The 14,970-nt window shown below is 61.5% G+C and carries 12 protein-coding genes; 2 read left to right on the top strand and 10 right to left on the bottom strand.

Annotated elements, in window-relative coordinates:
* Positions 1 to 8: 8 nt before the first annotated feature.
* Genes HX818_RS29170 through HX818_RS29160 form a run of 3 tightly spaced genes read right to left on the bottom strand, consistent with a single transcriptional unit; the run spans position 9 to position 3,063 of the window.
* Entirely contained in the window at positions 9 to 875 is an 867-nt protein-coding gene (locus HX818_RS29170; RefSeq protein WP_003218527.1) for a carbohydrate ABC transporter permease, read from the bottom strand.
* On the bottom strand, positions 872 to 1,969 hold the full coding sequence (locus tag HX818_RS29165; RefSeq protein ID WP_003218526.1) for an ABC transporter ATP-binding protein: 1,098 nt from the start codon (positions 1,967 to 1,969) through the stop codon (positions 872 to 874). Before HX818_RS29165 ends, HX818_RS29170 begins: the two co-directional genes overlap by 4 nt.
* On the bottom strand, positions 1,969 to 3,063 hold the full coding sequence (locus tag HX818_RS29160) for an ABC transporter ATP-binding protein (protein WP_003218524.1): 1,095 nt from the start codon (positions 3,061 to 3,063) through the stop codon (positions 1,969 to 1,971). The genes HX818_RS29165 and HX818_RS29160 overlap by 1 nt, the downstream gene beginning before the upstream one ends.
* A gap of 237 nt (positions 3,064 to 3,300) precedes the next feature.
* Between HX818_RS29160 and HX818_RS29155 the strand changes: the two genes are divergently transcribed.
* Entirely contained in the window at positions 3,301 to 5,127 is a 1,827-nt protein-coding gene (locus HX818_RS29155) for a sigma-54-dependent Fis family transcriptional regulator (protein ID WP_177021225.1), read from the top strand.
* Between the two features lie 134 nt (positions 5,128 to 5,261).
* Here HX818_RS29155 and HX818_RS29150 read toward each other — a convergent pair whose 3' ends face one another.
* The 7 genes from HX818_RS29150 to HX818_RS29120 all read right to left on the bottom strand — a co-directional run bounded on the left by HX818_RS29150 (position 5,262) and on the right by HX818_RS29120 (position 12,705).
* The gene (locus tag HX818_RS29150; protein ID WP_177021224.1) at positions 5,262 to 6,794 is read right to left on the bottom strand and encodes a sodium:solute symporter; all 1,533 of its coding nucleotides are present in this window, start codon (positions 6,792 to 6,794) and stop codon (positions 5,262 to 5,264) included.
* Positions 6,791 to 7,045: a hypothetical protein gene (locus HX818_RS29145; protein WP_003218518.1), complete on the bottom strand. Its 255-nt coding sequence runs from the start codon at positions 7,043 to 7,045 to the stop codon at positions 6,791 to 6,793. Before HX818_RS29145 ends, HX818_RS29150 begins: the two co-directional genes overlap by 4 nt.
* Before the next feature lie 130 nt (positions 7,046 to 7,175).
* On the bottom strand, positions 7,176 to 8,111 hold the full coding sequence (locus HX818_RS29140; protein ID WP_003218516.1) for a choline kinase family protein: 936 nt from the start codon (positions 8,109 to 8,111) through the stop codon (positions 7,176 to 7,178).
* Entirely contained in the window at positions 8,108 to 9,064 is a 957-nt protein-coding gene (locus tag HX818_RS29135; RefSeq protein ID WP_177021223.1) for an aminoglycoside phosphotransferase family protein, read from the bottom strand. The genes HX818_RS29140 and HX818_RS29135 overlap by 4 nt, the downstream gene beginning before the upstream one ends.
* 8 nt (positions 9,065 to 9,072) lie before the next feature.
* A complete protein-coding gene (locus HX818_RS29130; RefSeq protein WP_177021222.1) occupies positions 9,073 to 10,353 on the bottom strand; it encodes a M20 family metallo-hydrolase in 1,281 nt (426 codons plus the stop codon).
* Entirely contained in the window at positions 10,331 to 11,089 is a 759-nt protein-coding gene (locus HX818_RS29125; RefSeq protein WP_177021221.1) for a DeoR/GlpR family DNA-binding transcription regulator, read from the bottom strand. The genes HX818_RS29130 and HX818_RS29125 overlap by 23 nt, the downstream gene beginning before the upstream one ends.
* A gap of 212 nt (positions 11,090 to 11,301) precedes the next feature.
* Entirely contained in the window at positions 11,302 to 12,705 is a 1,404-nt protein-coding gene (locus tag HX818_RS29120) for an amidase (protein ID WP_177021236.1), read from the bottom strand.
* A 365-nt stretch (positions 12,706 to 13,070) separates the two neighbouring features.
* Between HX818_RS29120 and HX818_RS29115 the strand changes: the two genes are divergently transcribed.
* The coding region (locus HX818_RS29115; protein ID WP_256346384.1) for a DUF6531 domain-containing protein at positions 13,071 to 14,970 on the top strand (1,900 nt) is incomplete at its 3' end.

Genomic DNA, 14,970 nt, shown 5'->3' with positions numbered 1-14,970 from the left:
TGGCGGCCTCAGCGGTTGGCGTCGGAGTGGGTCATGGCGGTGTAGAACAGCCAGGACACCAACAGGATGATCAGGAAGTACACCAGCGAAAACGCCGCCGCCGGGCCCAGGTCGAATTGGCCTACGGCCATCTGGGTAAGCGTCTGGCTGAGGAAGGTGGTGGCGTTCCCTGGCCCGCCGCCCGTCAGCACGAACGGTTCGGTGTAGATCATGAAACTGTCCATGAAGCGCAGCATCACCGCGATCAACAGCACGCTCTTCAGTTTTGGCAGCTGGATATGTCGGAACACCGCCCAGCTGGACGCCCGATCAATCCGCGCCGCCTGGTAGTACACATCCGGGATCGCCCGCAGCCCCGAGAAACACAGCAGCGCCACCAGGGACGTCCAGTGCCACACGTCCATCACCAGCACCGTGACCCAGGCGTCCATAGTGTTGGCGGCGTAGTTGTAGCTGATGCCCATCGCGTTGAGCGTGGAACCCATCAGGCCAATGTCGGCACGGCCGAAAATCTGCCAGATGGTGCCGACCACGTTCCACGGAATCAGCAGCGGAATCGCCATTACGATCAACACCAGCGACGACCAGCGGCCCTTGGTGGGCATCGTCAGGGCGATCGCGATACCCAGCGGAATCTCGATCAACAGCACACACGCCGAGTAGATGAACTGACGCAGCAGCGAGTCATGCAGGCGCGGGTCCAGCAGCACCTGTTTGTACCAGTCGGCGCCGACGAAGTAGCGGCTGGATTGGTCGAAGATGTCCTGCACCGAGTAGTTGACCACGGTCATCATCGGGATCACCGCGCTGAAGGCCACCAGCAGGAACACCGGCAATACCAGCCACCAGGCCTTGTTGTTCTGCACCTTGTTCATGGCTGCACCTCCAGCAAGTAGTCATCGGCATACACCATCAGCCACTGCCCCGGAAAGCTGATGGACGCCTGGCCCTCGGGCACCGGTTTGTCTTCGGCCAGGCGCACTTTCAACGGTGCGCCATCGAGGTTGAGGGTCATGATCTTGTAGGTGCCGAGGTCTTCCACATGGGTGACTTGCGCCTGTAGCGCGTCGGGATTGTGCTCATCCCACACATGGATAAATTCCGGGCGGATGCCGACCTGCAGCTTCTTGTAAGGCATTTCGCCAATGCGCTGCTGCAACGCCTCGGGCAACGCCAGATGTGTCCCGGCAAAGCGCACACCGCCCGCCTCTGCCTGCACCTCAATCAGATTCATCCCAGGGCTGCCGATGAAATAGCCGACAAAGGTGTGGCTGGGCCGCTCGAACAACTCCCGGGGCGTGCCGAACTGAACGATCTGCCCGCCATACATCACCGCGATCTTGTCGGCGAAGGTCGAGGCTTCCAGTTGGTCGTGGGTCACGTAGACCATGGTGATGTTGAACTGCTCGTGGATCTGCTTGAGCTTGCGCCGCAGCTTCCATTTCAGGTGCGGGTCGATCACCGTCAGCGGTTCGTCGAACAGGATCGCCGACACGTCATCCCGCACCAGGCCGCGGCCCATGGAGACTTTCTGCTTTTCATCGGCAGTGAGGTTGCGGGCCTTTTTGTCCAGCAGGTTTTGCAGGTCGAGCACCTCGGCAATTTCCTGCACCTTGCTGTGAATCTTCGCCTCGGCCATGCCCTGGTTTCGCAGGGGAAAAGCCAGGTTATCGAACACGGTCATGGTGTCGTACACCACCGGAAACTGGAACACCTGGGCGATGTTGCGTTTTTCCGGGGTCAGTTCGTTGACCACCTTGGCGTCGAACAGCACCTGGCCTTCGGATGGGCTGAGCAGGCCGGAGATGATGTTGAGCAACGTCGACTTGCCGCAGCCCGACGGCCCCAGCAACGCGTAGGCGCCGCCCTGCTCCCAGACGTGGTTCATCTCGCGAATCGCGTAGTCCTCGGGGCCGTTTGGCTTTGAGCTGTAGCTGTGGGCCAGGTTCTGCAAATGGATCTCGGCCATCAGGCAACCCTCGCGACACGTCGGCCGGGGGCCTGGACCAGCCGTCCCTGGCCATCGAACACAAACAGTTTGTGGGTGGGGATATAGATGCGGATCGGCGCGTCGACGTCGTACTCATGCACCCCGGGCAAGTGCAGCACCAGCAGGAAGTGTTCGCTGCGTACGTGCAGGAAGGTTTCCGAGCCGCTGATCTCGGCGACTTCCACGGTCACTGCCAGCTCCAGGTCATCATCGTTGCTCGGTACCAGGCTGATATGGCTGGGACGCACGCCAAAGCGAAACTCGCCTTCGCCGATGGGCCGCAGGTCGACGTTCAGCGGGAAGTGCACGAAGTTGGCGAAGCTCACTTCATTGCCACTGATGCGCCCGGGCATCAGGTTGATCGGCGGCTCGGAAAACAGCTCGGCCGCCAGCACGGTTTGCGGCTGGTGATAGACCTCGGCGGCCTTGCCGCTCTGGATCACCCGGCCCTCATGGAGAATCGTGGTGGTGCCGCCCAGGGCCAGGGCTTCGTTGGGTTCGGTGGTGGCGTAGATGGCGATGGTGTGGCGCGCCTTGAACAGCTCGCGCATTTCCTGGCGCAGTTCTTCGCGCAGTTTGTAGTCCAGGTTCACCAGGGGTTCATCGAACAGAATCAGCTCGGCATCCTTGACCAGCGCCCGGGCCATGGCGGTACGTTGCTGCTGGCCGCCGGAGAGTTCCAGGGGGTGACGCTGGAGAAATTTCTCGATACGCAGCATTTTCGCGGTTTCGAGGACTTTGCTCTGGATCTGCTCGGCAGAGACTCCGGCCTGGCGCAGCGGCGAGGCGATGTTCTCGAACACGGTCATGGTCGGGTAGTTGATGAACTGCTGATAGACCATCGACACATTGCGCAGGCGCACCGGCTTCTGGGTGACGTCCACGCCATTCATCAGGATGCGCCCGCTGTCAGGCTTGTCCAGGCCGGCCATCAGGCGCATCAGGCTGGTCTTGCCGGAGAGCGTGCGGCCCAGCAATACATTGAAGGAACCGGCTTCGAAACGCAGGTTGGCGTCGTCGATCCAGGTTTGGCCTTCGACAACGCGAGTGACGTGCTCCAGGGTCAATGACATGACACGACCTTTTTATTATTGGAATGGTTCTGGCAGGAGCACAGAGCGAGTTCCGTGCCAACAACCCAAACCTCAGGCCGGTCAACGAGTTAGGCAAAACAGCGATTCGCCTCTGAACAGAAATGAACAGGTCACGCTGAACAACTGAACAATCGGCGGGTTGACAATGAACAGTTCTGAACAACACTGAACGGGCCTTCCGCCCCCCAGAACAACAATAAAGCAAGGGTCACCGCCATGAGCACACCGCTGGCGCACGATGCCATCATCCAGGACTCCTGGCGCCGCTGCCGGGCCTATGGCCTGGATCACCAGAGCACACCGAGCTTCGACCAACTGCCCGCAGACGGCGTCAGCCAGTTGCTGGAAAGCCAGCATTCCCTTGTGCAGACCACCCACCAGGAAGTGCTGCCCTACTACGAAAACATCCTCAGCAACTCCAACTGCCTGATCATGCTTGCCGACAACCAGGGCCAGGTGCTGACTTCGTGGGGCACCCAACGCTTTATCGACCCCAAGCTGGCCCGTGGTTTCAGCGCCGGCGCCAGCTGGATGGAGCGCTCCAGCGGCACCAACGCCATCGGCACCGCCCTGGCCTGTGCCCAGGCAGTGCATATCGAACATGACGAACACTTCCTCAAGGCCAACCGTTTCATGACCGGCTCGGCAGCGCCGATCTTCGATGCGCAGCGGGAAATCATCGCGGTGCTGGATGTGTCCAGCGACAGCTACCTGCCGCCCTCCCACACCCTCGGCATGGTCAAGATGATGAGCCAGACCGTCGAGAACCGGCTGATCCTCAACCTGTTTCGCGGTGAGCATTTCCAGCTGACGTTCAATACCGGGTTGAACAATCTCGACAGCCAATGGGCCGGGCTGCTGATTTTTGATGAAAGCGGCCAGGTACTGTCGGCCAATCGCCGGGCCGACAACCTGCTGGGCATCAGCCTGTCGCGGGTGTTGATCGACAGCCTGTTCAAGGTCTCGCTGCTGGAACTGCTCAACCAGCCCGAAGGCCTGCCCTTCTCGCTGCAAGCCGCCGGACGCAACCGTTTCCAGTGCCTGCTGAAACGGCCGAAACAGGCGCCAGTGCAGGCTCGCGTGTTTGTGGAAACGAAAAAGCCCCGCGAACCTGGCCCCACGGCCATCAGTCTCAAGACCCTGCACTTCGGCGATGCCCGCGTGGAAAAGGCCGTGCGTCAGGCCGAGCGCCTGCTGGAAAAGGATATTCCGTTGCTGATCCACGGTGAAACAGGTGTCGGCAAGGAAGTGTTCGTCAAAGCCCTGCACCAGGCCAGCTCTCGCAGCCAACAAGCGTTTATCGCGGTCAACTGCGCAGCGATCCCCGCCGAACTGGTGGAGTCGGAACTGTTCGGCTATGAAAAAGGCGCATTCACCGGCGCCAACCAGAAAGGCAGCATCGGGCTGATCCGCAAGGCAGACAAAGGCACGCTGTTCCTCGACGAGATCGGCGACATGCCCCTGCCGACCCAGGCCCGGCTGTTGCGGGTATTGCAGGAACGCTGTGTGCAGCCTGTAGGCAGCAGCGAGTTGTACCCGGTGGATTTGCGGATCATCTCCGCCACCAACCGCTCGCTGCGCGAACAGGTACAGCTCGGGCGTTTTCGCGAAGACCTGTATTACCGCATCGGCGGCCTGACCCTGGAGCTCCCGCCGCTACGGGAGCGCACGGATAAACAGGCGCTGTTCAAGCAGCTGTGGCAACAGCATCGCGAGCCGACGCAGTGGGCCGGGTTGACTAACGAGGTGCTGGCCTTGTTTGAACAGCATCCGTGGCCGGGGAACCTGCGCCAGGTGAGCAGCGTGTTGCAGGTGGCGCTGGCCATGGCGGAAGAGCAGCCGATTCGGGTGGAACATTTGCCGGATGATTTTTTTGTGGATTTGAATGGGGTGGTGCCGGTGTGTGATGCAGTGGATGACAGTCTGGACCTGAATGAGCGACTGAAGGCGGTGGGCGGGAATATCTCTCACCTGGCCAGAGAGCTTGGCGTCAGCCGCAATACCCTCTACAAACGCCTGCGACAAAACGGGAATTCTGTGTAGAAACACAATCAAAAATGTGGGAGCGGGCTTGCTCGCGAATGCGCTGTATCAGTCGCTGATGCTTTAACTGACAGCCTGCATTCGCGAGCAAGCCCGCTCCCACATTGGAACTACATTGGGTTTGAGAGGTGGGTTCAGTTCAGGACCGGCCTTACCCCCATCGGCACTTTGTGCCCCGGCGCCGCCATCTCAAACAACTGCTCCACCCGCGCACTCTCCTGCGCACTCGGCTTGATCGCCAATGCACACGCCACAAAAATCCCCGCATTGACCACCAGCCCCACAATCCCGCTGGTCAACGACCCCAGCCCGGGAATGTCGTCCGGATACATCGTCGTCAGCACAATCGCCACCACGATCCCCGCCAGCATCCCGGCAATCGCGCCTTCCTTGTTGCCGCGGCGGCTGAAAATGCCGAAGAACAGCGGCACCGCCAACTGGATAATCCCCTGGTAGGAAATCTGCGCCAGCAACTGCAACCGCGCGTAATCAAAGGTCAGGTACGCCAGCACCGAGGCGGCGACGATAAACACCACCATCCCGGACTTGGCCAGCAGCGTCAGTTGCCGGTCGGTACGCGGTGTGTTCCAGGTGGCCAGGTCGTTGGCGAACTGGGTGCCGCAGACCTGCACGCAGCCGTCGACGTGGCCGATGCTCGCCGCCAGTACGATGACGATCGCCAGCGCCAGCATCCACGGCCCGCCGATGTCGAACAGCGAGAGGAACCAGCCTTGTTGCGGGTGCGCGATGACGTTCGGGTCCTGGCTGATGGCCGCGGCAAACAGCATCAGAATCCCGTAGAAACCACCCACCAACAGGATCGTGTACAGCGTGCCTTTCTTCACCGCCTTGACGCCGCTGGCGGTGTAGATGCGCTGGAAGCTCATGGGCCAGCACATCGAGCCGATCACGCCGGTAAAGATCAGGCTGAACATGTACAGCGGGCCGTAACCGGTGCCGCTGGCGCCGGGAATCAGCAACATTTTCGCCGGCAGGTGCGACAGGTTGGAGAACGACGCCTGGTCGCCGAACAGCAGGAATACACACAGCGCCGCACACACGACATAGGCGATCAGGCCCTGGAACATGTCGGTCATGATCAGCCCGCGCATGCCCATGCTCACGGTCCAGTACTGGCGCACCAGCACCACCACCACGCCGGCGACCAGGCAGGTGGTGACGCCCCAGCGGCCGAAACTGGCGAACTGGAACAACATCGCCAACGCCTGGATGCCCATCACCACCCACGGGAATACCGAGATGATGCCGATGATCGAGGCCACGCGCTTGACCACCGGGCTGTTGAAGCGCATGCCGAGCAAGTCCGGCTGGGTGCGCAGGTTGAAACGCTGGCCCCAGGTCCACGCGCGGCGGGCCATCAGGTACATTGCCGTCACGCCAAGGGTGGCGTAGACCATGCCGTAGAAGCCCAGGGCGCCGCCGATGGTCAGGGCGAAAAACGCGGTAAAGGTCGAGCCCGGCCACCACGAGTTGGTGTAACACATGGCGATGTACCACGGCCCATAGGAGCGCCCGCCTACGGCGTAATCGGAAAAACTCGTGCTCTCGCGGTTGGTGGCGTACAGCACGGCGATCATCCCGGCCAGGAACAGGCCGATGACGCCGAAGGTGATAAAGAGGTTGGCATCGCTGGCGGTGCTGATCATTGCGCATCCCCCTCTTCGGGTATTTCGCCGGCCTTCAATTCGGCGACGTACAACGCCCACAGGCCCAGGCCTGCGAGGACGGCAATGGCGATCCAGTAGAAGATCGGCAACGGTATGCCCAGTACCAACGCGGTACTGCCGCTCACGCTCAAATAGAACGGCGGGAATAAGGCGAGCATCAGCAACAGGAAAAAGTACACGCCGAAGAGTTGGCTTTTCAGGCGTCCGGGTGGTGCGCTATCAGATTTCATGAGTCGGGTGCTCCTTGAATTTGTGGATCGTTTTTTTGTGTGATCAAACAAAAATCAAGCAGTGAAAACGCAGGCACCAATCAGCGCCCAAGTGACTTCATTCAATGCATTATTGTTGTCTGGCGCAGGCTCAAGCCTGTCTTAGCCAGGTTTCCCATTGCGAATCGTTGATGATGCTGCGGGCACGCATGTGCTTCCAGGTGCCGTATTTGTAGAAGTCGAAATCCAGCTGCGACACCGCGTGCTGCACCATCGCCCAGGTCGACCATTTGATGTCCGCCAGGGCCTTGTGCAACTTGATGCGCGCGAGGTTCTGCGGGGTGACCTGGCCGAAGTAATCCTCGATCAGGGCCAGTTCCATTTCATCAGTGAAAAACATCTCGCCGAACCACAGCGCCAGTTCGTAATGCCGGTCGTTGTTGGAGGCGTATTCGAAGTCCACCAGACGAATTTGCCGACGGTCGTTGAGCATGAAATTACCCGCCAGGGTGTCATTCATGCAGGGAGCCAGATCGATGCCGGAAGCTTGCAGCACGCCCCGGGCGCGGTCGCATTGGCGGCGCAGCCAAGCGTCGTCGGCGGGCTTGCAGCCGTTGAGTTGCTCCACCTGCCGCTGGTGCTCGGCAATCATGTCGAACACGGTCTTGGTCTGCACCAGTGGCGGCTGGTCGTTGAACGCCTTGAGGGCGTGCAGCGCGTTGTGGCGCACGTCGCGGTCGAGGAAGTCGTGGTTGGAGGAGGCGCGCCAGCCCTCCATGAACTCGAAGACTTCCACGCCGAACTCTTCAAGGAATGCGAACACCGGCGCGCCATAGCCGGTTTGCGCCGCCTTGAGGCTGGCGTCGTGGGCCGTGCGGCGGTCGATGAACATCTCGGTGCCCACGCCCGGTACCTTGAAGAAATACGCAGTGTCGATCCCGGCCACTTCCACCCGCCAGTTGGTGTTGGAAATCCCGCCGCTGACCGGTTCATAACGAATGCCGGTGCCGCCCCAACTGGCAACCCCGCGCACCGCCGCTTCCAGCTGACACTCTTGTGGCGTACACGCCTCACCTAACGCTTTCATGCCTGCCCCTCCTGTACCTGACGTAGCCAACCTTCAAACCGCGGGTCTTGCAGACTTTGGCGGCAGCGCAACAGCGTCCACTGCCCGACCTTGGAAAACTCCAGCGGCCGCGCCGAGGTAGCGCCGACCCACAGGCCCCAGAGCGTCCAGTACCAATCGTTGATCAAGGCGTACAAGCGGCAGCGCGCATAGTCGCTTTCACGGCACTCGCCGGCCCAGGCATGGATGCCTTCGCGCCAGTCGTTTTCGAAGACGTACAACTCGTTAAGGCTGATGGCCACGTCGTACCAGGGATCACCACTGCCGGCGTAATCGAAGTCGATCAGTTGCAAGGCGCCGTCCGGGCCGATCATCACGTTGCTCGCCACGCCGTCGCCGTGCAGCGGCACCGAGTCGCTGGCGTTCAGTTGCAGCGAGGTCCAGGCCAGGTCAATGCAGGTGCTGATCCAGGCGTGGTCGATGGGCAAGGCCACGCTGTAGCGCACGCATAATTCGCGCAGGTGCTGGATGTCTTGCAGCGGCGAGCGGGCGAAGCCCGGCGAGGTGCCTTGGTGCAGTTGTTTCTTCAGGGTCCAGAGCGCTTGCAGGCGCTGGGGCTGCATCAATTCGTCGAGGCGGGCCCAACGCCACTCGCTGGTGGGCAACGCATCCAGCAGCAACACGCCGGCCGTGGCATCCACCAGGCGCACACCCGGCGTCACGTCGCAATCAGCTGCCAGTTGGGTGGCGCGGGCAGTGCGTTCAATGTCGATCAGCGCGCGCATGTCGTCATGCAAGACTTTGGCGTAACACTGGCCCCACGGTGCGCTGACGGTAAAACCGGCCCACTCGGTGGCCAGGCGTACCGGCGAGGCAATCCCGGCGGTGCCCTCTTCGACCACCACATGGGCGGACAAGCCGGCGGCCTCCAGGGCGCCCAGCAGCCGTGACTTTGCTTGCAAACGACTCGACATGGCAGACCTCAGCGGTAGGCGTTGGGGGTGGAACAGGCGCGGTGCAGCAACGCGGTCAGCATGTGCAGGCCGTTGCGCATGTCCTGTTCGCTGGTGAATTCCGCTTCGTTGTGGGACACGCCATTGCTGCTCGGGATAAACAGCAGGCACACCGCGTAATGCCGGCTCAGGCTGATGGCGTCGTGGCCTGACACGGTGACGCTGTTGCCGATGGGCAAGCCCAGTTGCTGGCCGACGCCGTAGGCCAGCTCGGCAAAACCGTGATGCAGGTGGCTCGGCTCACGCAGGGCGCGGCTTTCGATGCTGTAGTCAGTCGACGTGGCGCTGGCGGTGGCCTTGAGGCTGGCGTCCAGGCGCGCACCGGCTGCGGCCAGCAATTCGGTGTCGGGCGAGCGGTACTCGACATGCAACGTCACGCTGGAAGGCACCACGTTGGGGGAATTGGGATAGATCTCCAGGCGCCCCACCGAGCTGTGCAGTTGCACGCCGTGCAGGTCGGCCTCGGCCCGCACCGCAGTGATCGCGTGGGCGGCGGCCAGCAAGGCATCCTTGCGTGCAGCCATGGGTGTAGGACCGGTGTGGTTCTGTTCACCGATGAACCGAATCCGTTGCTTGAGGGCGGCCCAGGTGTCGCGCACCACACCGATGGCCAGCCCGTCGCGCTCAAGGCCATCACCTTGTTCGACGTGGATTTCCACATAACCGGCGACGTCCAGCTCGACGCGGCCCTCTCCCAGATAACCAATCTGCTGCAGCGCATGCTTGAGGCTGATGCCATCGCCATCGCGGCAGGCCCAGGCGTCTTGCAGGGCCAGGTCACCAGTGAACACGCTGCTGCCGATCAGACTGGGCTGAAAACGCGCGCCCTCCTCGTTGGTCCAGTTCACCACCGCCAGGTTGCACGCCGGCGTTTCGCCGCGCTCGCGCAGTTGGCGAGCCAGGCTGGCCACCGCGACCGCGCCGGCCAGCACGCCGTAGACGCCATCAAATCGCCCGGCACTCGGCTGGCTGTCCAGATGCGAACCACACAGCACGTAGGGCGCTTCTGGATTAAAGGTGATCAAACCGAACATGTTACCCACTGCATCCACACGCACGTCAAAACCGCGTTCAGTCAGCCAGGCCGCGAACAGGTCGCGCACGGCGCCGTCTTCGGCCGAGGCGGCGAGGCGATGCAGCCCACCGGCCTTGGTCGCGCCGATGGCCGAGGTGTCGCGGAACAGCGCCTCGAAGGTTTCAAGGTCCTGTTCACTGGGCACCAGCAACTCAGGGGTAAAGGATATCGACATGGGCTTGCTCCAGGCGGGTCGCAAAGTCGTTGGACGGCGCACGATTGGTGACCAGGGTCGTGATGGCGCTGAACGGCAGCGTATTGATAAAGGTGCGGTGGCCGAACTTGGCGTCATCGGCCAGGATCACGCTGCGCAGGCTGTGTTTGGTCAGTTCCCGGCGCAGCAGCGCCTCGGGCTCCTGGTAGTCCATGAACCCCAGCTCAAGGTCGACAGCGCCGATGCCCATGAAGGCAATGTCGTAGTGGAACTGTCGGACGAATTCCAGGGTGTGGGCGCCAATCAGCGCGTTGTCGTTGCGGCGCACATCGCCGGGCACCACCAGCACCTGGTTGGCGCTTTGCTCGGTGATCAGGCGGGCGATGTCCAGGGAGTTGGTGATGATGCGCAACTGGCTGAACGCGGTCAGTTGCTGGGCCAGGGCCAGGGTCGAGGTGCCGGTGTCGAGGAACAGCACCATGCCTTCGCCCACCAGCTTCGCTGCACACACCGCGATACGCGTCTTGGCCTGGGGCTTGATGCGGCTGCGCACCTGCAGCGGCTGTTCTTCGTTGAGTCGCGGCAGGATCGCGCCGCCGTGGATGCGCCGCAGCTTGCCGGCTTCTTCCAGGTACTTGAAGTCGCGACGGATGGTTTCTTCGGAGACGAACAGTACCTGCGCCAGGTCCGACGCCTTGACGCGCTGGTGTTGAGTGAGCAGGAGCATGATTTCGTCGAGACGTGGCTGGTTGAGCATAAAAGAGGTATTCCAGGGCAGGTTCAGGCGGCCGGTATTGCGCGCCCCACGGCGAAACGCGGCGCGAGCCGGTCCAGCGGGGAGCATAGAACGTAATACGGCCATGGACAGGGTCACGGGTACCTCTCACTCATCAGGGTGTGAAAGGGCAGGACAACACAAAGCGTTTATCACGGGCGGGCTTCTTTTGAGCCCACTCCGGGTGCAATCAATCAAGGCATCAGCATCGGGGGGAGGTGCTGATCCCAGGGGGCGATGGCTTCGACGGCCGCGCAGAATTGCAGCACCTGGGCGTCGGCAAAACGTGGGCCGATCACCTGCAGGCCAATCGGCAAACCGCTCGGGCTGAAGCCGCAGGGCAGGCTGGCAGCGGGGTTGCCGGTGATATTGAACGGATAGGTAAACGGCGTCCAGCGGGCCCAGGGCACCGCGCCCTCCTCGCCCGGCCAGCCCTCGGGGGCAACCCGGTCGGCGGCGAACGGCAGGATCGGCATCGTCGGCATCAGCAGTACGTCGTAGTCATTAAACAGCGCGTGTACCTGATTGGCGAACAGTGCACGTTGCTGCACAGCCTTGAGGTAGGCCGCCAGATCGTAATCGGCGGAGCGCTTGATCAGCGCAGCGAAACCCGGGTCCAGTTGGTCGAGGCGATCGGCCAGGGATTTGCCATAAGCGATCCCGCGCCCGCCGACCCACAGGGTTTCGAAGGTGGCCAGCGGGTCTTGCCAGTCCAGGTTCAGGGTGGTGACGGTGACCGGCAGCTCATCCGCAAGGTAATGCACCGCCGCTTCGACGGTGGCGGCGATGACCGGGTCCACCGGCGTATCGAACAAGGTCGGGCAATACGCCACACGCACAGGGCCCAGCGGTTGGTCGCAGCGCGCCAGGTAGGACTCGGTGGGCGCGGGCAAGGCCTGGTGATCCAGCGGATCGGGCCCGGAGAGGATATCGAAGAGCAACGCGCTGTCGCGCACGGTACGGGTGATCGGGCCGGCGTGGCTGAGCATTTCAGTGGCGGACCAGGGCCAGGTGGGGATGCGCCCCAGAGAGCCTTTAAGAGCGAATGCACCGCAAAAGGCGCCGGGAATGCGCACCGAACCGCCGCCGTCGGAACCCAGCGTGGCCGGGACCATGCGTGCTGCCACCGCAATGGCCGAGCCGGAACTGGATCCTCCGCTGGTGAGCTGGGGGTTCCAGGGGTTGCGGCCATTGCCGAAAACCCGGGAGGTGCTGGCGCCGGTCCAGCCGAATTCGGTGGTGGCGGTCTTGCCGAGGATGATCGCGCCGGCCTCCTTGAGGCGGCGGATGATCGGGGCGTCCTGGGTGGGGACGTTGTCCAGGCCGGTCAGCGAACCGCGGGTGGTGCGCAGATTGGCGGTGGAGAACAGGTCTTTGATGCCGAAGGGGATGCCGTGGAGCGGGCCACGAAATTGGTTGGCCTGCGCTTCTGCGGTCAGGATTTCAGCCCGCTCCCGCGCGGATTCGGTGTAGACGTCGCCGAAGGCATTCAGTGTGGGATTGTGGGTTTTGATGGCTTCGAGGCTTTGCTCGACCAGTTGCACAGGGGTCAGTGTGCCTTGGCGGATGCTTTCGGCTGCATGCAGGACGCTGGGCATGTGGGTCAGTGAGGTATCAGTCTTCATTGAGCATCCTGGGACATCTGCGAAATGATCCAGCGGGTACGTCAATAGACGCCAAGGGAATGGAAGCTGTCAAGTTGGATTTGTTGCGTATGTGGGTTTTGTGGGATTTATTTTTGTCGGAGATTTGGCTTACGAAAACGGGTCGGTTTAGCCGGGGATTTGGCGAAACGTCCTATCAGTAGCAGTGGATAGCTCTGACTTCTTTCTCTTACAAACCTCTGCAAAGTCCCTCGCCTGATCACACAGCGCGAGGGAACGCCGATGTTTTTTTCGATTAATGCCCTGCCCGATGGGGCTGCCTCTTGAATCCCGCCCTAGGCAGGTTGGCCCTGGCTCCCATGGATGTGGAGACGAAGGACGTTGAAGCGGTCTTTCGTAACTTCAGGGAGTGCCTTAACACGTTTGACGATTGGGCTGAGAGCTTCTGGAGCTTTTCGTCGCTGGAAGTCGAGCAGGTGTTCAAGGTTGGGGATGAGGTCGCGCTGGTCGCGCCTGTTTCCTCTAAAGCCCCCAGTACCACTGTTGCAATGTGCAAACCCAATGGTGCGCTGACCCTGGTGCATATGTTTGAGAGCAAGCGGTTTGTGCCGATCGGCAACACGCCGGTCATGCTCCAGGCCATCGCCGAGGACGGCAGCCTGATCGGTCCCCCCATTCATAAAACCATCGGCCCCAGCGGCATCCTCGAAATCACCGACTGCACGCGCGACCAGCAGTATCAGGTCAGCTTCTACCCCGATGTTTCCAAAGATCACGTCAAGGCGCTCTACGCCTCCTATCAGTCGGTGATCAGCTCACTGGAAAGCAGCTTGCGCAGTGAATGGACGAGCACCTTCGAAGAGCAGTGGAAACAGTACTCAAACGCCAGCGCCCTCGACCGTCGCAAGTTGATGGACGCCGCGTTTGTGCGAGGGATTACGAACACGCTGTACAGCCTTTGGGACGGTATTCCAAACCTGTACGACTGGCTGGCGGACATCAAACCCAATAGCGAAAAGTTGCTGCAGTACCTCTCCCAAGGCGAGCTTGAAGAGCTGTTGAAGCTCAGCAATGAGGCTATTGCCAACGGTCTTCTGGTGCTGAGCGATGAACCGCTGTTGTTCATCTATCTGTCGGCGATGTTCAGTTGGGCGCAATTGCTTCCGCCGCCGGACATGAACGAGCTGCTGGGGGAAATGACTTCCGAGGTACTGCTCAACCTGCTGTTGCTGTTGGCCACTGGCGGCATGGGTGTGGCGGTGCGTTTGGGCCCGCAGGTGCTGGGCAAGGTCAGGTCCGGCCGGGCACGGGTGTTACTCGAGCAGATGGCCAAGTTGGGCGAGGCGCCACGGCTGGACTGGCACCCCAGTGTGCTTAAGCCGGTGTCGCTTAAAAATGATCCAGTGTCGATCAAGGCAGCGGCCGTGCCGTTGAAGGCCGGTGTAAACGAGGTTTCGAATCCGGCAGCGCTGGTCCGAAAGCCTAAGGCGGCACGCACGGCGTTGGTGAAGCAAGAACATGTGGATGATGCCCCGGCTTCGGCGAAAAACCCCAATGGAGATGCTTCGGTCTGTTCGGCGAATACCTGTACCAATGGCTGCCCGGTTTCGATGGTTACTGGTGAGGAACTGCTGAACCTCACAGACGGCTCGTTGGAGGGTGTCCTGCCATTTGCCTGGACGCGGTTGTATCGCAGCAGTGCCGTGGAAGTGGATTGCGGGTTGGGGTTTGGCTGGAGTCATGCGCTGGCGCAGCGCTTGGTGGTGAGCGGCGAATCGGTGGTGTGGACCGATCACGAAAACCGCAGCACCACCTTTCCCCTGCCCTCTGCTGCACGGCCGGCCATCACCAATAGCCTGGCGGAAGCGGCGATTTATCTGGGTGCTTTGCCGGATGAATGGGTGCTGGCTCAGGCGTCGCTTTTCTACCACTTCCGTGACGGTGTGCTGACGGCGATCAGCGATGCTTACGACAACCGGCTGCGCATTGCTCGCGATTATTCCGGGCGGATTCAGCGGATCGATAACCATGTTGGCCAGGCATTGCTGCTGCGATATGAGCGCGGCCATATCGTTGCCGTCGACTATCAGGTGCAGCGGGAGCCGGGCTGGGTCACCGAACAGAACGTTGTTTCCTACACGTACGACGATGCCTGGCGGTTGGTTGAGGCGACCAACGCGGTAGGCGAAAGCGAGCGTTATCGGTACGACGATCAGCAGGTGATCCTGGAGCGGGAACTGGCCGGTGGGGCGAGTTTCT

The sequence above is a fragment of the Pseudomonas sp. F9001 genome, assembly GCF_013385435.1.
Lineage (GTDB): Bacteria > Pseudomonadota > Gammaproteobacteria > Pseudomonadales > Pseudomonadaceae > Aquipseudomonas.
The sequence above is the reverse complement of the archived record's forward strand: the minus strand, read 5'-3'. Positions and strand labels throughout refer to the sequence as shown.